The sequence below is a fragment of the Nonomuraea sp. NPDC004702 genome (genome assembly GCF_053601695.1).
The window spans coordinates 139,368-157,496 of record NZ_JBSGCE010000007.1; the positions used below are offsets into that span (position 1 = coordinate 139,368).

Here is an 18,129-nt window from a genome sequence, read left to right on the forward strand (position 1 = left end):
AATCCCCATGCGCAGAGCGATGTTCGCCGTCCTCGTCACCGCCGTCGGCCTGGTGCTGCTCCTGTCGTTCAAGCCGCACGAGCTCACCGCGGTGGCGTCCCCGCCGTCCGCCGTCTCCCAGGCCACCGCCCCGCCGTCGAGCGCCGGCGAGCCTCCCTCCGGCCGCCGGCGGAAGGACGTGGGCGACGACAGCGAGGACGAGAACGAGAAGGCAGACAGCGCTTCGATTGCCCGGCAGGATGTCACCAACCCGCAGGTCAACGGCACCTGGACCGGGCCGGGCGCCGTCGCAGGCGCCACCGGCGGGGACAAGGTCGTCACAGGTGACGTCGCCACCACTCGCTGGGGGCCCGTGCAGATCGAGCTCGTCCTGGCCGGCGGCAAGATGGCCGGCATCCGGGTGCTCCAGGCCCCCGACGGCAATCATCGCGACATCGCCATCAACAGCCAGGCGCTGCCGACGCTCAATGACGAGGCCCTGGCCGCGGGATCGGCCCAGATCGACGCTGTCTCCGGGGCCACGTACACCAGCGAGGGCTACGTCCGATCCTTGCAGAGCGCCCTGGACCGGGCCGGCCTGTGATGCGACACGTCGAGCACGTCATGGGCACGGTCTTCTCCTTCGACCTCCGCCCCCCGTTCGGCGACGGGCGGCACGCCGTGGCCGAGGCCGTCGCCTGGCTGCACCAGGTGGACGCCGTCTTCTCGACCTACCGCGCGGACAGCCCCGTCAGCCGCCTGGACGCAGGCGAGATCGGCCTGGACGACTGCCCGCCGCAAGTGGCCGACGTCCTCGAACTGTGCACGTCGGTGACGGAGGTGTCCGGCGGCTACTTCACCACCCGCCCCTCGGGCCGCCTCGACCCGTCCGGTCTGGTCAAAGGATGGGCCATCGAGCAGGCGTCACGCATCCTCACCCGCTGCGGAGCCGTGAATCACTGCCTGAACGGCGGCGGAGACCTCCAGTGCGCAGGAAGACCCGCGCCCGACCGGCCGTGGCGGATCGCGGTCGCCCACCCACTGTGCCCGGGGACGACCGCCACGGTGATCGCCGGAGACGACCTGGCCGTGGCGACCTCCGGCACGGCCGAACGCGGGCCGCACATCACCAACCCCCACACCGGCCGGCCCGCGCTGGACCTGGCTTCGATCACCCTCACCGGCACCGGCCTCACCATGATCGACGCCTACGCCACCGCCGCCTTCGCGATGGGCATGGCGGCCCGGGCCTGGATCGAAGGGCTCTCCGGCGTAGAAGCGTTCGCCGTCACTCCTACCGGCGCCACCTGGCACACCTCCGGCTTCCCGGACCTGGCCACCCTCCGCATCGGCCGCGTCCGGTCCGGGCCCACCCCTCCGGGACGAGAAGGCGCCGGGCGGCGGCACGCGTGATGGCGGTCAGCGCCACCCGTCTGCGGCCGTACCGGCGCAAGCCACGCAGCAGGCGTTCACCCCCCACCGTTCCGGACCCGCTGGTCGGACACCGCGACCGGAGTGGCGTACGCATGAGATTGGGAAGTAACCACGAGTGGCTGACACCCAGTTCGACCAGCTCTTCCCGCTCGGAGAGCCCGACGACGCCTACGCGCGGCACTTCATCGGCCAGAGCCACCTGGCCCCGCCGGCCGACGGCAGCGTCCCGGTCAGCGACGTGAGCTTCGAGCCGGGCTGTCGCAACAACTGGCACATCTGGGGCGAAGGCCGAGGCGTGGTTCTCCCACGTCGCCTTCATCACCCCCGGCGAGAACCTCGGCAACGAATGGCTCAAGCCCGTCACCGACGAGGCGTACGGCTCGCTGCCGAAGAACGGAACGAGCGCATGACCATCCTGAACGAGACCTACACCCTGTCGAACGGCGTCCAGATCCCCAGGCTCGGCCTCGGCACCTGGTTCATCGACGACGACCAGGCAGCCGGAGCCGTCCGCGAGGCGGTCGGGATCGGCTACCGCAACATCGACACCGCGCAGGCCTACGGCAACGAGCGCGGCGTCGGCGAGGGCGTGCGCACGGCGGGCGTACCTCGCGACGAGCTGTTCGTGTCCACGAAGCTGGCCGCGGAGATCAAGGACCACGACCGGGCTGTCGCCGCGATCGACGGGTCGCTGGAGAAGCTCGGGCTCGACTACGTCGACCTGATGCTGATCCACAGTCCGCAGCCGTGGGACGATTTCCGCGGCGACGACTACGCCGAGGGCAATCGGCAGGCCTGGCGCGCGCTCGAGGAGGCACACGAGGCGGGCAGGATCCGCTCGATCGGCGTCTCGAATTTTCTGCAACAGGACCTGGAGAGCCTCCTGCGGGGCGCGACCGTCACGCCGCACGTCAACCAGCTGCTGGTGCACGCCGGCAACACGCCCACCGAGCTCCTGGCGTACTGCGCGGACAGGCAGATCCTCGTCGAGGCCTACTCGCCCATCGCGCACGGCGAGATCCTGAGGAACGCCGAGCTGGCGGCGATGGCGGAGAAGTACGGCGTCACCGTCCCGCAGCTGTGCATCCGCTACACGCTGCAGCTGGGCACCGTGTCCCTGCCCAAGACCTCCAACCCCGAGCACATGCGCTCCAACGCCGAGGTCGACTTCGAGATCTCCGAGGCGGACATGGACACCCTGAAGAACCTGCACGCCCAGGACTACGGCGACTCCAGCGTGTTCCCCGTCTACAGCGGTAGGTGACGGCCGCGTCAGGAAGAGGCCCCGGCCGGTCAGCGCTGGTCGGGGCCTCTCGCCGCCTTCGTGCGGCCTGGGCCCCTCGGTTCGTCGTGGGCACCGGCTCCCTACGGGGTCGCCATCTCCGAAGGTCGGCTCCGCCGGCGCCCGCCTCCGCGCCGCTGCAGGCGTGTTCGGCTCGGCGCTGTACGCGGTCAGGGTCGGCCTCTGCGCCGCGGGGAGAGTCCGGGCGCCGAAGCTCAGCCGCAGCTCGCCCACCGTCGGGTGGTTGTTGATCAGCTTCGTCACGCGCACAGCGCTGGGCCTGCTCCTGGTGGTTGCCGCGTCTCCGGCCCTGGTCTGCCACGCGCTGCCGCACACGGAAGGGGTGGTGGGGTTGTGATGGCGGGCGATCCGCCACCGGGCGGCTGGTCGACCTCGTCCTGGCTCTCTGCCTGAAACTTCCCGCCCGAGGCGTCACCGGAAACGGCCTGATCGGCCTCCGCCCCGATGGCGTCCGCTCGACTCCCTGTCCGGCCCTGCTCAGATCCTCGTCCGTGCAGTGCGCCCGCAAGCCGTTGGGTCGGGCAGGCGCGGCGAGCGGGTCGCGTCCAGCGAGCCGGTGTTCGCGGCGTGTGCCATGAGAGGCTTCCAGGCTCGCCATGAATCGACTATCGTCGATGTTCGATGGATGAGACAGAGGGGCCTCTGCCGCGCGCCGAGGCCGAGGAGTATGCGAGCTGGTTCAAGGCCCTGGCCGACGCCACTCGGATTCAGATCGTGTCGCTGCTCGCGCGGAGGCGAGCGCCGATGAGCGTGGGCGAGATCGTGACCGCTTCCGGGGTAGGTCAGTCCACCGTCTCGCACCACCTGAAGATCCTGGCCGACGTGCGGTTCGTACTGGTCGACAAGCAAGGCACGTCCAGCCTGTACCGGATCAACGAAGCCTGCGTGAGCTGTTTCCCCACCGCCGCCGACGTGGTGATGGGCAACCCCGTGCCGGCCGCACCGGTCTGCGACTGAGGAGATCCCATGGCGCACGACGAGATCGTCGACCACCACTCCGCCCTGGCCCGCAACGCGCTCAGCGGGGAGCGCATCGCCCAGCTGCACGCCGGTGAGACGGTGCTCGACCTTGGATCCGGTGACGGCATCGAGGTGCTGCTGTCAGCCCGCCGGGTCGGCCCGCACGGCACGGTCTTCGGCCTGGACGCCAGCCCTGCCATGGTGGAACTGGCCCAGCGCAACGCCGAACAGGCGGGTGTCGCCAACGCGCAGTTCCTGCACGGCACGATCGAAGCGATCCCGCTGCCCGGCCACACGGTGGACGTGGTCATCTCCAACTGCGTGATCAACCTGTCCGACGACAAGGCGGCGGTGCCGGCCGAGGCGTTCCGGGTGCTGCGACCGGGGGGCCGGTTCGGGGTCAGCGACGTCGTCACCGCCCAGGGCCTCGACGAGCAGGCGCGACCGCGGGCCGAGCAGCGCATCGGCCATGCCGCCGGATCGCTCACCGTGCAGGAGTACCGGGATCTGCTCGTCGCGGCCGGCTTCGTCGCCGTCACGATCACGCTGACCGCCGATCACGGCGACGGTGTGCACTCGGCCATCGTCCAGGCCGTCAAGCCCGCCATCGGGCCCGGCCTGGAGATCCGGCCGATGCGCGAGGGCGACGCCGCCGAGGTGCTGGCCATCTACCAGGCCGGCCTGGACACCGGCCAGGCCAGTTTCGAGACCACCGCGCCCAGCTGGGAGGGGTTCACCGCGAGCCGGTTGCCGCATCTGCGGTACGTGGCGACCGACAGCGACTCCGGCGAGGTGCTCGGCTGGGTGGCCGCCTCGGCGGTGTCGTCCCGCCCGGTCTACGCCGGAGTGGTCGAGCACAGCATCTACGTCCACCCCGGCTGCCAGGCTCATGGCATCGGCCGGGCGCTGCTGGGGGCGTTCATCGCCGCCGCCGAAGATGCCGGCGTCTGGACGATCCAGTCCGGCGTCTTCCCCGAGAATGCCGCCAGCCTGGCCCTGCACCAGGGTCTCGGTTTCCGGGTGGTCGGCACCCGCGAGCGCATCGGCTGTCACCGCGGCCTCTGGCGGGACGTGCTGATGATCGAGCGCCGCAGCACCTTGACCGGGGTCTGAGTCGCCGCCCAGGACGGCGGTTCGCGGACTGCCGCTCGGCCGGAGCCGTACGAGATCTCACCCGAGCTCCACCGGGTCCTCCTGGCTTTGATTTGTGTCAATATAGAGAGACATCGATTTTGATGTCTGTCTATACGGAGAAGATGTGGAACCTCTGGAGCTCTTGGAGTGCAGCCCGCCGCTGATGCGCGAGCCCCTGGACGCCGAGCGGGCGGCCGGGGTGGCGCGGGTGTTCAAGGCACTGGGCGACCCGGTACGGCTGCGCATCCTGTCGATCGTGGCCAGCCGTGCCGGTGGCGAGGTGTGCGTGTGCGACATCACCGGCGCGTTCGAGCTGTCCCAGCCGACTATCAGCCACCACCTGAAGGTGCTCAAGGAGGTCGGGCTGCTGACGTCGGAGCGGCGCGCGTCCTGGGTGTACTACCGGCTGGTTCCCGAGACGCTGGGTGAGCTGTCGGCCCTGCTCGACGTGCCTGCCACCGTCTGAGAAGCGCCGCGATGTCCTCTTCGGCCGCGCCCGCGCAGGGCGTCATCGCCGGCCTGTCCACGCTCGACCGGTTCCTGCCAGTCTGGATCGTCGCGGCCATGGCCGCCGGACTGCTGCTCGGACGGCTGGTACCGGGGCTGAACACCGCGCTGGAAGCGGTGAGGATCGGCGACATCTCCCTGCCGATCGCGCTCGGACTCCTGCTGATGATGTACCCGGTGCTGGCCAAGGTTCGCTACGACCGTCTGGGCGCCGTCACCAGCGACCGCCGCTTGCTGCTCTCCTCCCTGGTGCTGAACTGGGTGCTCGGCCCGGCCGTCATGTTCGCGCTGGCCTGGACCCTCCTGCCCGACCTGCCCGAGTACCGCACCGGCCTGATCATCGTCGGGCTCGCCCGCTGCATCGCCATGGTCCTCATCTGGAACGACCTGGCCTGCGGCGACCGCGAGGCCGCCGCCGTCCTGGTGGCGCTCAACTCGGTCTTCCAGGTGGTCGCGTTCGGCGCGCTGGGCTGGTTCTACCTGCAGGTGCTGCCCGGCTGGCTCGGCCTCGCGCAGTCCGCGCTTCAGGTCTCGGCCTGGGACATCGCCCAGTACGTGCTCATCTTCCTCGGCATCCCGCTGGCCGCCGGATATCTGTCCCGCCGGCTCGGCGAACGCGCCCGCGGCCGGGACTGGTACGAAAGCCGTTTCCTGCCACGCGTCGGCCCGCTGGCCCTGTACGGGCTGCTCTTCACCATCGTCATCCTGTTCGCCCTGCAAGGCGGCCCGATCACCGCCCAGCCCGGCGACGTCGCGCGCATCGCGCTGCCGCTGCTGGCCTACTTCGCGCTCATGTGGGGCGGATCGTTCCTGGCCGGCAGGCTGATCGGCCTGGGCTACGAGCGCTCCACCACGCTGGCCTTCACCGCCGCCGGCAACAACTTCGAGCTGGCCATCGCCGTGGCCGTCGGCGTCTTCGGCGTCACCTCCGGCCAGGCGCTGGCCGGAGTGGTCGGCCCGCTCATCGAGGTTCCCGTCCTGGTCGCCCTGGTCTACGTCAGCCTGGCCGGCCGCCGCCTGTTCGCCAAGGAGCCCGTGCATGTCTGACCAGCCCAGCGTCCTGTTCGTCTGCGTGCACAACGCCGGACGCTCCCAGATGGCCGCCGGCTGGCTCACCCACTTGGCAGGCGACCAGGTCGAGGTCCGCTCGGCCGGTTCCGCCCCGGCCGACCAGGTCAACCCGGTCGCTGTCGAGGCCATGGCCGAGGTCGGCATCGACATCACCGCCGCCCGCCCCAAGGTCCTGTCCGTCGACGCGGTCCAGGCCTCCGACGTGGTCATCACCATGGGCTGCGGCGACGCCTGCCCGATCTTCCCCGGCAAGCGGTACGAGGACTGGAAGCTCGACGACCCCGCCGGACAGGGCATCGACGCCGTCCGAGCCATCCGCGACGACATCCGCCTCCAAGTGGAGAAGTTGCTCGGCGAGGCACCCGGGCGAAGGCGGCCACGAGACTGATGTGGGCGTGGGCATGCCATGGCTCCGTCGGGGCAGGGGGACCTGGGTGAGGTGTCCTCACCCAGAGCCTCAGGACGGCCGGCCTCAAGTGGAGGCGGAGCGACGGAGGTGCCGAGCATGTGGCTGCACAGGATCAGTTACACAGCGATGAGCGCCGTCATGTGCGCAAACCTTGGCCTGGGAGGAGCCGCGTTGGCTGCGGCGATCACGCCACGTCAGCAGCCTGCGTGCACTGCGCCACCGCTTCAAGGTCATGTGGTGGATGTGTCCCTCGGGGAGATGGGATCAGGCATGGTGAGCCCTGGCCCTCCGTACGGCTCAGGGCCGCATGGCACGCGGATGAAACTGACGGCCAAGCCTTCGAGCGTTCCAGCCGGCAAGGTCTCGCTGCGTGCGTACGACGAGGGGGTCCTCGCCCACGAGGTCGTCGTGCTGCCGCTCCCGGCGGGGCACGCGCCGGGACAGCGGGTGACCGGTTCGGACGGGCGCGTCAGCGAGGCGGGTAGCCTCGGCGAGGCGTCCCGTACGTGCGGGGCGGGCGCCGGGAACGGCATAGCTCCTGGATCCACGAGCTGGACCACGCTGACACTGCGACCGGGCCGATACGAACTGCTGTGCAACTTCCCGGGCCACTACGCGGCCGGCATGTACGCCGAACTCGACGTCACCGGCTAGGCCATGGGCCTGATCAGATCGAGGTCTGGGCGGCCAGCAGCCCCACGGTGGCGACCAGCAGCCGGGCCGCCGCCACGAGGGTGTCCGGTTCGACGCGGTCGGGGGTTTCGGCGGGGGTCTGGTAGCCGGGCATGCCCATGCCGATGCCGATCGCGGCCAGGCCGGCGGCGGCGTAGCGGCGGTTGTCGGACGCCATCGCGCCCGCTCGCAGCGGCACGCCGGTCAGGCGGGCGGCCTGGTCCAGGGTAGCCAGCAGCGCGTGGGCGGGTCCTCCGGCCTCGACCGAGGCGGCCTGGTGCAGGTGCGCGGCGCCGTCGAGGTTGATCACCAGCGTGTCGGACGGCAGCGCGGGCGCGTGGTGGGCCGAGCCCCATGCCCCGGCTTCCTCGGCGTCCAGGAAGACCACCGACAGCTCGGCCCGGACGGCCGGGTCCGCCGTCAGGACGCGGGCGGCCTCCAGGACGGCGGCCACGCCGGAGGCGTTGTCGGCGGCCGCGGGCAGCCGCAGGCCGGGGTCGTCGCCGACGCCGTCGTAGTGCGCGGCCAGCAGCACTCGCGGCCCGCTCCCCGCTCCCCCGGCGTGGGGGAAGCGGGCGTGCACGTTACGGCCGTCCGTGGAGATCTGCCGGAGCGGCATCGACGCGGTCACCCGCACCGGCCCGGCGGCTAGCGCGTCGGCCAGGCGGGCGTGCAGGTCGGCGCGAAGGGCGATGGTCGGGACGGCGCGGGGGGCCGGTCCGGCGATCATCTTGGGCATCCACCCCTCGGCGTCGGTGCCGCGCGCGGTCAGCACTCCGGCCGCGCCGTGGGCCTCGGCTCGTTCGCACGCGTACACCCAGCCTCCGGCCTCGGCCAGCACCCATCGGCCGCGCAGGTCGGCCTCGGAGGCGGCGGCGAGCGGCGCGGTGCGCGGGTCCGGCAAGTCTGCGGTGGCGAGGTGCTCGACGAAGTCCCGCCGGTGCTCCAGTCGCAGCTCTTGGTCGCCTGCGTTCCATTCGAGCACCGGGGTGGCATACAGCTCCCGCACGTCGGCGACGGGGAAGGAGTCGAGTTCGACCTCGGCGCCCAGCTCGCGCAGTCGCTCGGCGAGCCGATCGGCGGCGGCCCTGCCTCCGGGGGTGCCCACGCGCCGCCCGGCGTAGCGATCGCGGGCCAGTTCGTGCACCGTGGCCTGCATCCGCGCCGCCGACACCCGCTCCACGACGGCGGCCAGGCCGGGCGCCTGAGGGAGGTCCGGCATGGTGGAGATCATCCGCAGCAGCCGGTGGCGGCTGCCTCGACGGCCGGGGTGGCGGCTGGGGCCTGACCGCAGCAACCGGCCTGGGCGGCCTGCTGGGCGGCGGCCGTGCTGCCACAGCAGGCGTTTGCGGCTGCCTCTGCCAGGTCCGCCGTGTCACCGGCCGCGGAGGCGGCGGCAGGAGCTCCACAGCAGCCACCGGCGGCGGGCGGCGCGAAAGCCTCTGCCAGGTCGCCGATGAAGCCGCCGCTGGTCTGGTCCGTCGTCATGATGGATTCCCTTCTGCGGTGTGAGGTCGAGGCCATCAACACTTCGACCTATGTCGAATCAGGCACGACGATCCCACGCTGCTTAGACGTTCGTCAAGATAGACGGGAGTCGAAATAAGGGGCGCCTGATAGACACATGCCCATGAACGCATCCACCGCCCAGCACCTCAACATCATGTCTCCCGCATACGCCGTCGAGCATCTGCCGCACGAAGGGGTGCCCGAGGACGATTGGCTGGTGCTCGTCCGCGCCCCGGAAGGGCTGACCGTGGTCCGCGAGGCCAGAGATATGGACGCGGCGGAGCAGTGGATCGGCTTCTACGGAGGCGCCACAGCACATGGCCTGGACATTCCCGGCATGCTGTCCGCGATCGTCAAGCCGCTGGCGGAGGCGGCGATCCCGGTATTCGTGGCCTCGACTTTCCACGCCGACCTGGTTCTGGTTCCCAAGCCGAGGAAACAGCAGGCCATCGCCGTCCTTGAGGAAGCGGGGCACCAGGTGACGAGCCAGGGCGCGAGTGCCGCCGGGGCCGCGCAGCCGTAGCGGGGGCCAGGCGAACCAGGGCGGGACGGAAGCCGACCATGAGCGCGCCCAGGTCGCGGGCCTCGCGTACGGGCGCGACGGCGACGAACCGCCCAGGTCGCCAACGCTTTCGGCGTTCTGTCCGGCCAGCACGGCCCGGTGGCGGCGGCTTGTCAGGCTCGGCATGGAAGCCCTCAGCCGTCGCCCCTGCACCGGAGAGTCAGATAGGCTCCGATAACTCGAACATCTATGTTCGAGTTATCGGGAAGGTGGTTGGACGTGGCACGAGAAGCGCCGAGAGAGGGACGAGCATCAGCAACGGTCAGTTCACGGTCGGCCAGAACGGTCACGCCGGTCGCCTCCGGCGGCGGACTCACCGTTTCTCACGATGGGTCAGCGTCGCTCCCCGGCCTCTTCCCGGAGGCCCGTCATGCGTAGCGCCGTGCCCCTGGGCGACGACACCATCGTCGTGCTGCTGCTGGCAGGACTGATCTTCATGGCGGCCCTGGTGCTGGGCGTATGGAAATACCGGCAGATGATCCACTCGGAGCGCCACAGGGCTCATCCCTATGTGGACATCGCACATCGTGCCGCATTGCTGTATTCGTTCGCGACGCTGCTGATCGCTGTCTTCGTCGAGCTGAGCGGCTGGCCGGCGGCAGTCGATCTCGTCGCGGCGGGAGTCGTCGTGGTGTTCTTCGTCGCGGCGATCGCGAGCTACGTCCTTCACGGTCGGCGCCGGGACACCGGCAATCAGTTCCGCCATCCCGTCCGCGGCACAACGGCGTTCATGGCGGCGCTCATCGTGGGCGAAATCGGCGGCTTCGCTGTGCTGCTCGCCGGATTCGTGCGAGCACAACTGCTCTGAATCCTGCCCAGGCCACGCGTGCGGCGAGTCCGCCGCCCCACGCCGGAACCGGGCTCCCGCCTCAGGCGGCCAGCACCGACTGGATGGACTTCGTGACCGTGTCGGCGGCATCGTCACGGGCCAGGCGTCCTTGGCGTACCTCGTTCGCCGCGCCGTGCAGGATGTAGTGGGTGAGGCTGACCAGCCAGGTGGCGGGCAGGTCGGTACGGAAGACGCCTTGATCCTGGCCCCGGTGGACGAGGTCGGCCATGCGCTGGGCGGGTTCGGCGTGCAGGTCCCGGATCCGTCCCGCGGGAAGGACTCCTTCGGCCGCGGCCAGCAGGGCCGCTGATTCGGCCACCAGTTCCCAGCTGGACGCCAGCAGGCGGCCCATGGCTTCGCGCGCGTCGCCTGTCAGGTCGACGGAGGCCAGGAGCTCGTCACCGTCTCGCAGCGCCTCGGCCAGTGCCGCCTCGATGAGGTCGGCCCGGGTCCGGAAGTGCCCGTACAGGGTCATCCGCCCGACGCCGGCAGCGCGGGCGATGTCGTCGGTGGTCGCATGCGGGTCCGAACGCATCAGTTCGCGTGCCGCGGACACGATGCGGGCGATGCTGCGCTCGGCATCGGCACGGCGCCTGGAACGCGCAGGAGGTGCAGCCATGCCCCCAGCCTATCTCGTATGCGCGCATACGGCTTATAGTGACCAGCGGAACTCGTATATGGACATACGAGATATCGGCTGGAGGATCTGATGACCCAACCTGCAGTGCACGCTCAGGCAGAGCTCCACGAGCCGCTCCCGGCCCGGTGGCGCATCCTCGGCTTCCTCGGCGTGGCCCAGCTCATGCTGATCCTCGACGTCACCGTCGTCGCCATCGCGCTGCCTCACATGGAGACGGACCTCGCCCTCGGTCGCGAGGCCCTGACCTGGACGGTCAGTGCCTACACGCTCACCTTCGGCGGCCTCATGCTGCTCGGCGGCCGCATCACGGACCTGCTGGGCGCCAAGCGGATCGTGATCGCCGGCCTGTTGCTGTTCACCGTCGCCTCGCTGGTCACAGGGCTGGCCGGGTCGGCGGGCATGCTGCTCGCCGGTCGGGTGGCCCAGGGCGTCGGGGCCGCGCTGCTGTCGCCCGCGGCGCTGTCGCTGGTGGTCGCCCTGTTCGACGGAGAGGAGCGGAACAAGGCCCTGGGGGTCTGGTCCGCGCTCGGCGGCGGCGGCGCCGCGCTCGGCGTTCTCCTCGGCGGCCTGCTCACCGCCGGTCCGGGATGGTCGTGGGTGTTCCACGTCAACGTGCCGATCGGCCTGGTGATCGCCGTGGTCCTCGCCGTACTGCTCCCGGCGCGTACGCCTCCGCCCGCCTCCCGGCCCCGGCTCGACGTACTCGGTGCGATCCTGGTGACGTCCGCCGGCGCGTCGTTGATCTACGCCCTCATCGCCGCCGGCGAGCGGGGGTGGCTCAGCGCCCTCACCGGGTGGCTCGTGCTCGCCGCTGCCGTGGGCTACGTGCTGTTCGTGCTGTGGCAGAGGCGGGCGCGTTCGCCCCTGATGGACGTGCGACTGCTCGCCCGGCGGCCCGTGGCGGTCGGGGCCTTCCTCATCCTGATGGCCACGGCACTGATGATCGCGGTGTTCTTCCTGGGAACCTTCTACTTCCAGCACGCTCTGGGCTACGGCGCGCTGCAGGCCGGGCTGCTGTTCCTGCCGGTCGCGCTGGCGACGATGCTCGGCGCCAACCTGACCGGGCGCCTGCTCGGCCGCTGGGGCGGGCGCGCCCTGGCCGTCTCGGGTCTGACGGTCGCGGCGATCGGCATGGCCGCACCGGCCTTCTCGACGAACGTCGTCAGCGTCGTGGCGGGCGTGGCCGTCGCGGCGGCGGGCACCGGGGCGATGTTCGTCATCGCCTCGGCGACCGCGCTCGGTCAAGTGGCGCCCCACGAGGCCGGGATCGCCTCCGGCATCGTGAGCACCTTCCACGAGTTCGGCGCGTCCGTCGGAGCCGCCGTCATGTCCAGCGTCGCAGCCGCAAGCCTGGCCGGGACCACGTTGAACGGCTTCACCAGCGGATTCGCCGTGGCCGCGATCGCATCGGCGGTCGGCGCGGTCGTCGCAGCGCTGGTGACGCCCGGCCGCCCGTCACCCGCGGCGCAAGCCGGCTCTCAGTGAGCGGGGACCGCCTGGTTGCCGGCGCCACGGCCTGTCGACTCCCCTGACCACCTCGAAGCTCGCCCGGCAGACGGCGAGCGGCCTGAAACGCACCGCCCCTGAACCCGACCGGAAAGGATCACTGTGACCACGATCCGTCGTGCCACGCCCGAAGACGCCGCCATCGTGCACGACCTCATTCGCGCTCTGGCCGAACACCAAGGCCAGTCCTCGGCCATCACCGTAGGCGTCGAGGATCTGGAGCGGATGCTCGCCCGCCCCGAGATCACCTACCTGCTCGCCGAGCGGGGCGGCCGGGCCGTCGGCTACGTCTCCTGGCTGGAGCGCATCAGCTTCTGGTCCGGCCAGGACTACCTCGCCCTGGACGACCTGTACGTGACCGGCGCCGAACGCGGCGACGGCGTGGGCGAACGGCTGATGCAGGCCGCGGCCGAAGCCGCCGACGGCAAGGTGGTCCGCTGGGAGGTGTCCGAAGCCAACGTCGCCGCGCAACGCTTCTACGCCCGCATCGGCGCGACCCTCACCGCCAAGAAGATCTGCCGCTGGCAACCGGCGCGGACTCGCCCGGAACCGTCGAACACCTGGTGAACGGCGTGGCATCCCCTTCTTCGCCGGGGCTCGCGCGCATACTGGGGACACTCCCCCTCCCATCGTCAATCGCTTCACATGCCCGTCGAGAGGGAGATCATGAGGGTTGTGGCGACATTCGGCCTGCTCGCGGCCCTTGTCGCAACCCCCTGCACGATCGCGGCGGCCGCGCCCGTCCTGCCGATGCCCGACCCTCCGGTGGAGGAGGGCGACAGCGCCGATCTCCAGACCAACCCTGAGGGAGCGGCGGGCCGGCCCAAGGCACCGGCGGGGATCGGCAATTGGACGGGGGTCAAGATCAGGCCGCGTCGCCCGCGTCAGGACAGTTACGTTCGCGTGCTCGTACGCTGCCCCGCCGAGGCCACCGACGCGATCGTGGCCGCCAAACCGTTCAATCCGCCGGGTTCGAGGACGTTCCGCACACAGCTGGGCGTCGGGATGAGGAACAACCGGGGCTTCGACAAGATGTACCTCTCCTACGACGCGCTCCTCGGCCGGCGCAGGGTCACGCTGAAATGCGTGAAGGTCACCATGCTGGAGCACCCGCGCAGGCGAGTGATAGAGCTGGTCAGCCGATCCGGCACCTACGTCTTCGTCCGACGGTTCGAGCCCGGCAAGTTCTGACCGGTCACCCTATGCGAAGCCACCGCCCGGCGCCGGGCCCTGGCCGGCGCATGCCGTGACGGCGTCCGGTGACAGCGATCATCGTGCTCGAAAGGCATCCCCGTCCCCTGCCACAGCGGCCGCGTCGGTCGCGCTGGCCGTCGGTGCGGGCATCATCACGGTACGCGGCAGTGAACGACCCGCCACCGCCCCGGTCGCCAGCGTCCGGGAACTGGGCGACAAGGCGGCCAGGGGCGCCGAGACCGATCCGTACGAGATCACGCCGTCGCCGGGCCGCTGGCTGTACGTGAAGCAGACGATCGCTCCGCTCCGCGAGGAGCCGGAGCCCGAGGTGGATCGCGACCGGCGCATGACTCTTGAGACGTGGCACAGCCTGGACGGCAAGCAGCTGGCGCTGGACAACGGACGCGGCAAGCTCGTCACGAAGGAGTACGGCCCCGGCGTCACGGGCGCGGACCTGGCCGAGGCGCCGGTCACACCCGAGGAGATGATCGCCAGGATCGGGGCGAGCGTCGACGCGATCCCCGTGACGGAGTTCGACGACGCCGACGCGACGAGGCAGCAGCGGATCTTCCGGACGATCTCCCAGTTGCTGGGCGAGCAGCCGCTGGTCGCCGACGTGCGGGCCGCCACGGGGTCGCGTTCGCGTACACGGGGACCTGGGAACGCTTCGAGATCATCGTGAGTGCGCAGGACTACCAGTTCTTGGGGACGTACGGCGAGAGCGTCGCCGATCGCACCTTCGACCTTCCTGGCGGCGCGACCCGCACGGTCAAGGCGGGCACTCCTCTGGTGTGGAGCGCACGGATGACGGCCAAGGTCGTCGACAAGGCCGGAGACCAGCCGTAGGAGAGCCCGAAGTAAGGCGATCCACATCCCGACGCGGCGAGACGTGATCACGCCGCTCGACCACGACGCGAGCCTCACGATGGGCGCGGCCACCAGGCCGCGCCCATCGTCATGTGCGCCTCGGACTCGCCCGCCGCGCCCGGAACCCCACGACGTGGCCGACCTCAGCGTCCCGGGTTTGACGCGTACACTTGCACCTGTAAGACTGAACTAACAGGTGCAAGACAGACCCTCTCCAAGGACGACATGCCGACCAGCGAAGAGTTGCTCCGCCTGCTCGGCGCGGTCGGGCATCCACTCAGGTTGCAGATCCTCGCCGAGCTCGCCGGCGGCCGAATCCACGTCAGCGAGCTGGCTCGCCGGATCAAGGTGTCCCGTGCGCTGCTCTACATGCATCTGGAGCGGCTGGAGAAGGCGGGGCTGATCGAAGGACGGCTGGAGCTGTCAGCCGACGGCAAGGCGATGAAGTACATCGAGCTGCTGCCCTTCGAGCTCACCCTGACGATCGACACCGTCCTCGCGGCTCTGCGCGCGGACGACGAGGAAGGACCCCATCAGGTGCAGGAGACCCCGCAGTGATCGACATCGGTTCCATCGTGATCCCCATCGTGGTCGTGCTGATTCTGTTCGGCGCGATCACGGCCTGCATGGCGTTCTACTTCCGGTTCGAACGGCACCGCACCGACGTGCTGACGGCCGAGATGGCCAGATATCGCGAACTGGCCGAGCAGGCCGTGCAGCGACAGGGTGAGGTGCAGGCCAGGCTGGGCGAGCTGACGGAGAAGGTCGCGGCGATGGAGAGGATCCTGCTCAGCGTCGACTGACGAGCCTGTGACACAGGTCCGGGGGCGAGCGGCAACTCACCCCCGGACGGCGGAACCGCACGACCACGCCGTGACGGCGTGCCTTTGACGCGTACGTGCTCCCACAGAAAGGAGAGCAGCTCATGCTGCTCGAACGCAAATCATCCCGCTGGCGTGCCCTCATGTGCTCGCTGGCGGTCGCCGCGCCGCTGCTGGCAGTGAGCGCCCCCGCCGCCGCGACGGCGGCCGATCCGGCACGGTCGGTACGGCAGTTCGCCGACGCCTACGTGCCCCGCCAGCTCAAGGAGCACCACATCCCGGGGGCGGCGATCGCCGTCGTGGCGGGCGGCCGTCAGGTCTTCGCCCAGGGGTACGGCGTCGCCGAGGTGGAGACCGGCCGTCCCGTGGACGCCGAGCGGACGGTCTTCGCCCCCGCCTCGGTGGCCAAGCTGATCACCGCCACCGCCGTCATGCAGCTCGTCGAACGAGGCCGGATCGACCTGAACGCCGACGTCAACCAGTACCTCACCACGTTCAAGATCGACGACGCCTACCCGGGCCGGCCGGTCACCATGGCGAACCTGCTGACCCACACCGCCGGGTTCGCCGGCGGTGACTTCGGCACCGGCGCGGCCACCGCCCGTGATGTGCACCCGCTCGGCGCCCACCTCGCCGACCACCAGCCGCCCCGGATCCGGCCGCCCGGCACCAGGGCCGTCTACTCCAACTACGGGATGGGCCTGGCCGGCTACCTGGTCGAGGTGCGCTCGGGCCTGCCCTTCCACCAGTACGTGCAGGAGAACATCTTCCGCCCGCTCGGCATGACGCACTCCAGCATGGCCCAGCCCGAGCCCGGCCCCGTCGCCGAGGCGCTGGCCCCCGGTTACCGTCTCCAGGACGGCCACCAGGTCCGGGCAGAAGGGGCCAAATACGGGCACATGCCGCCGCACGGAGCCGGCTTCCGCTCCACCGCCACCGACATGGCCGCGTTCATGCTGGCCCAGCTGACCGGCGGCAGGGGGATACTCAGGCCGGACAGCGTGCGGCTCATGCAGAGCCGCCACTTCGGCAACGCCGAGGGCACCGCCGGCATGGGGTACGGCTTCCAGGAGTACACCAGGAACGGCCGGCGCCTGCTGGTGCACCGGGGCAACATTCCCGGCTACTTCGCGATCATGGCGCTGATCCCCGACCGGGGCATCGGCGTCTACGCCTCCTACAACGGCATCGGCAAGGGCGGCCCCGACTCCGCCTGGTCCCTGGTCAACGCCTTCGCCGACCGCTTCGCCCCGGCCCCCGTCCCGGCGGACGGCACGCCGGGGCCGCTGCCCGACGTCGCCCAGTACACCGGCACCTACCGTACGGCCCTGGCCGCTGACATGACCGACCTGGGCAAGCTCAGCTCGCTCACCAGCACCGTGACGGTCAGCGCGGCCGGCGACGGCCTCCTGACCACCACCGGCGCGGTCGCGCTCGGCCCCACCGAGAGCCGCCAGTGGACGCAGATCGCCCCCGCCCTGTTCCGTGAGAAGAACGGCTACCGCACCATCCGGTTCCGCCCCGACGGCCTGCTGGCCACGGAGAACCCGGCGGGGCCGCTGGAGCGCCTGGCCTGGTACCAGTCGCCCACCTTTCATCTCGGCGTGCTCGGCGTGAGCCTGAGCGTGCTGCTGCTGTCGGCTGTGGGCGGACCCCTCGCGCATGCCGTACGCCTCGCCCGCCGCCGCCGCCGGCCCACCGGCTCCGGCGGGTCCGGCGGGTCCGGCGGGTCCGGCGGGGCCGGCGGCTTCGGCGGGTCCACCGGGTCCGACAGGCCCGGCATGTCTGGCGGGTCCGGCCGCTCTGGCGGAGCCGGCGGGGTCGGCGACGGATCCGCAGTCGCGGGTGCTTTCGGGGTTGCCGCCGGAGGCGGGCGGGCGGCGCGGCGGCGGCCGGTTCGCGGGCCACGCCTGGCCGGGCTGCCCGCGTGGATCACGGCGGTGCTCGTCACGGCCTCCGCCGGATCGCTCGTGGCGATGTTCGCCGACTTCGACGCCAACCAGGCCGAGTTCTTCCTGGGCGGCAGCCCGTTGTTCACGACCATCACCACGCTGCCCGTCCTGGCCGCAGCCGGGGCCGGGGTGACGCTGGTCACCGCCGGGCTGGCCTGGGTCAAGGGCTGGTGGACCCTGGCCGGGCGGGTTCACTGCACCGTCGTGGTCCTCGCCGCGCTCGCCTACCTGAGTGTGGCCGCCGCCTACAACCTGATCGGCTGAGAGCCTCCGGAGACTCCCACCGGACATGCCGGCGGCGCGCGCCTCTGCCGCCGGCATGCAGCGCGCGGCGCGTGGCAGGGACCGGGACCGGGTCCGGGACCGGGCCCCTTTCCGGCAGAACACTGAACTGCGGCGGGCCAACGAGATCCTGAAGCCCGCCTCGGCCTTCTTCGCGGCCGCGCTCGACCGGCCACACCCGCACTCGTGACCTTCATCGACCAGCACGCCGAGGTGTTCGGCGTCGAGCCGATCTGCCGTGTCCTGACCGACCGCGGCTGCTCGATGTCCACCAGTGCCTGCTGCGCCGCCAAAAGGCGTCTGCCCTTGATAGACGTAGAGAGAACTTACATCCGATCATGGAACGGCCTAGTCCGAGGTGTTCTCCGGAGACCAGCGGCCAGGCTTCGACGAGGACGACCAACAGGACGAGCGCCCCGTCCACCCAGAGGTGAGGGAGCGCTCGAAGCAGGCGCCGAAGGACGCCGGCCAGCGCCACATTGGACGTGGGTCCAGTTG

22 protein-coding genes and 1 pseudogene are annotated in these 18,129 nt (G+C 70.7%); 20 read left to right on the forward strand and 3 right to left on the reverse strand.

All coding sequences use genetic code 11. The annotated features are described in order from the left end of the window. Positions 1-7 precede the first annotated feature (7 nt). The 9 genes from ACWEJ6_RS12030 to ACWEJ6_RS12070 all read left to right on the forward strand — a co-directional run bounded on the left by ACWEJ6_RS12030 (position 8) and on the right by ACWEJ6_RS12070 (position 7,451). A complete protein-coding gene (locus ACWEJ6_RS12030; protein ID WP_452423309.1) occupies positions 8-583 on the forward strand; it encodes an FMN-binding protein in 576 nt (191 codons plus the stop codon). Beyond that, positions 583-1,392 carry an FAD:protein FMN transferase gene (locus tag ACWEJ6_RS12035; RefSeq protein ID WP_452423311.1) on the forward strand — a complete coding sequence of 270 codons (810 nt, stop codon included), beginning with the start codon at positions 583-585 and terminating at the stop codon, positions 1,390-1,392. The genes ACWEJ6_RS12030 and ACWEJ6_RS12035 overlap by 1 nt, the downstream gene beginning before the upstream one ends. A 427-nt stretch (positions 1,393-1,819) precedes the next feature. After that, positions 1,820-2,677, forward strand: a complete 858-nt coding sequence (locus ACWEJ6_RS12040; protein WP_452423313.1) for an aldo/keto reductase — start codon at positions 1,820-1,822, stop codon at positions 2,675-2,677. A gap of 660 nt (positions 2,678-3,337) precedes the next feature. Next, entirely contained in the window at positions 3,338-3,673 is a 336-nt protein-coding gene (locus tag ACWEJ6_RS12045; protein WP_452423315.1) for an ArsR/SmtB family transcription factor, read from the forward strand. Positions 3,674-3,682: 9 nt separating this feature from the next. After that, positions 3,683-4,789: a GNAT family N-acetyltransferase gene (locus ACWEJ6_RS12050; protein ID WP_452423317.1), complete on the forward strand. Its 1,107-nt coding sequence runs from the start codon at positions 3,683-3,685 to the stop codon at positions 4,787-4,789. 145 nt (positions 4,790-4,934) lie between these two features. Beyond that, a complete protein-coding gene (locus ACWEJ6_RS12055; RefSeq protein ID WP_387675724.1) occupies positions 4,935-5,276 on the forward strand; it encodes an ArsR/SmtB family transcription factor in 342 nt (113 codons plus the stop codon). A gap of 11 nt (positions 5,277-5,287) precedes the next feature. After that, the gene (arsB, locus tag ACWEJ6_RS12060; protein WP_452423319.1) at positions 5,288-6,364 is read left to right on the forward strand and encodes an ACR3 family arsenite efflux transporter; all 1,077 of its coding nucleotides are present in this window, start codon (positions 5,288-5,290) and stop codon (positions 6,362-6,364) included. Continuing rightward, positions 6,357-6,776, forward strand: coding sequence for an arsenate reductase ArsC (locus ACWEJ6_RS12065; RefSeq protein WP_452423321.1), 420 nt, complete (start codon positions 6,357-6,359; stop codon positions 6,774-6,776). The genes arsB and ACWEJ6_RS12065 overlap by 8 nt, the downstream gene beginning before the upstream one ends. 339 nt (positions 6,777-7,115) lie before the next feature. Further along, positions 7,116-7,451, forward strand: a complete 336-nt coding sequence (locus ACWEJ6_RS12070) for a sulfocyanin-like copper-binding protein (protein WP_452423323.1) — start codon at positions 7,116-7,118, stop codon at positions 7,449-7,451. Positions 7,452-7,464: 13 nt separating this feature from the next. On the opposite strand, the gene ACWEJ6_RS12075 is transcribed toward ACWEJ6_RS12070, so the two are convergent. Together ACWEJ6_RS12075 and ACWEJ6_RS12080 are read right to left on the reverse strand one after the other, a co-directional pair. Next, positions 7,465-8,691 (reverse strand): M28 family metallopeptidase, encoded by a 1,227-nt coding sequence (locus ACWEJ6_RS12075; protein WP_452423325.1) that lies wholly within the window; start codon positions 8,689-8,691, stop codon positions 7,465-7,467. Positions 8,692-8,699: 8 nt separating this feature from the next. Next, positions 8,700-8,957 (reverse strand): hypothetical protein, encoded by a 258-nt coding sequence (locus ACWEJ6_RS12080; RefSeq protein WP_452423327.1) that lies wholly within the window; start codon positions 8,955-8,957, stop codon positions 8,700-8,702. A 142-nt stretch (positions 8,958-9,099) separates the two neighbouring features. On the opposite strand from ACWEJ6_RS12080, the gene ACWEJ6_RS12085 reads away from it, so the two are divergent. Both ACWEJ6_RS12085 and ACWEJ6_RS12090 read left to right on the forward strand, forming a co-directional pair. Continuing rightward, positions 9,100-9,501, forward strand: a complete 402-nt coding sequence (locus ACWEJ6_RS12085) for an ACT domain-containing protein (protein WP_452423329.1) — start codon at positions 9,100-9,102, stop codon at positions 9,499-9,501. Between the two features lie 409 nt (positions 9,502-9,910). Next, positions 9,911-10,348 carry a hypothetical protein gene (locus tag ACWEJ6_RS12090; protein ID WP_452423331.1) on the forward strand — a complete coding sequence of 146 codons (438 nt, stop codon included), beginning with the start codon at positions 9,911-9,913 and terminating at the stop codon, positions 10,346-10,348. A gap of 61 nt (positions 10,349-10,409) precedes the next feature. Here ACWEJ6_RS12090 and ACWEJ6_RS12095 read toward each other — a convergent pair whose 3' ends face one another. After that, positions 10,410-10,988, reverse strand: a complete 579-nt coding sequence (locus tag ACWEJ6_RS12095) for a TetR/AcrR family transcriptional regulator (protein ID WP_452423333.1) — start codon at positions 10,986-10,988, stop codon at positions 10,410-10,412. A gap of 90 nt (positions 10,989-11,078) precedes the next feature. On the opposite strand from ACWEJ6_RS12095, the gene ACWEJ6_RS12100 reads away from it, so the two are divergent. From ACWEJ6_RS12100 to ACWEJ6_RS12140, 9 genes and pseudogenes are all read left to right on the forward strand, one after another. Continuing rightward, positions 11,079-12,494, forward strand: coding sequence for an MFS transporter (locus ACWEJ6_RS12100; protein ID WP_452423335.1), 1,416 nt, complete (start codon positions 11,079-11,081; stop codon positions 12,492-12,494). Between the two features lie 123 nt (positions 12,495-12,617). Next, on the forward strand, positions 12,618-13,082 hold the full coding sequence (locus ACWEJ6_RS12105) for an N-acetyltransferase family protein (RefSeq protein WP_452423337.1): 465 nt from the start codon (positions 12,618-12,620) through the stop codon (positions 13,080-13,082). Positions 13,083-13,160: 78 nt separating this feature from the next. Beyond that, positions 13,161-13,706: a hypothetical protein gene (locus ACWEJ6_RS12110; RefSeq protein WP_452423339.1), complete on the forward strand. Its 546-nt coding sequence runs from the start codon at positions 13,161-13,163 to the stop codon at positions 13,704-13,706. 55 nt (positions 13,707-13,761) lie between these two features. Continuing rightward, entirely contained in the window at positions 13,762-14,391 is a 630-nt protein-coding gene (locus ACWEJ6_RS12115) for a hypothetical protein (protein ID WP_452423340.1), read from the forward strand. Then, positions 14,388-14,555 carry a hypothetical protein gene (locus ACWEJ6_RS12120; protein ID WP_452423342.1) on the forward strand — a complete coding sequence of 56 codons (168 nt, stop codon included), beginning with the start codon at positions 14,388-14,390 and terminating at the stop codon, positions 14,553-14,555. Before ACWEJ6_RS12115 ends, ACWEJ6_RS12120 begins: the two co-directional genes overlap by 4 nt. 246 nt (positions 14,556-14,801) lie before the next feature. Continuing rightward, positions 14,802-15,134 carry an ArsR/SmtB family transcription factor gene (locus ACWEJ6_RS12125; RefSeq protein WP_364339121.1) on the forward strand — a complete coding sequence of 111 codons (333 nt, stop codon included), beginning with the start codon at positions 14,802-14,804 and terminating at the stop codon, positions 15,132-15,134. Continuing rightward, positions 15,131-15,379, forward strand: coding sequence for a hypothetical protein (locus ACWEJ6_RS12130; RefSeq protein ID WP_352326865.1), 249 nt, complete (start codon positions 15,131-15,133; stop codon positions 15,377-15,379). The genes ACWEJ6_RS12125 and ACWEJ6_RS12130 overlap by 4 nt, the downstream gene beginning before the upstream one ends. A gap of 122 nt (positions 15,380-15,501) precedes the next feature. After that, entirely contained in the window at positions 15,502-17,613 is a 2,112-nt protein-coding gene (locus ACWEJ6_RS12135; RefSeq protein WP_452423345.1) for a serine hydrolase domain-containing protein, read from the forward strand. Between the two features lie 112 nt (positions 17,614-17,725). Next, positions 17,726-17,877: pseudogene (locus ACWEJ6_RS12140) on the forward strand (IS3 family transposase); the annotation flags it as partial. Between the last annotated feature and the right edge of the window lie 252 nt (positions 17,878-18,129).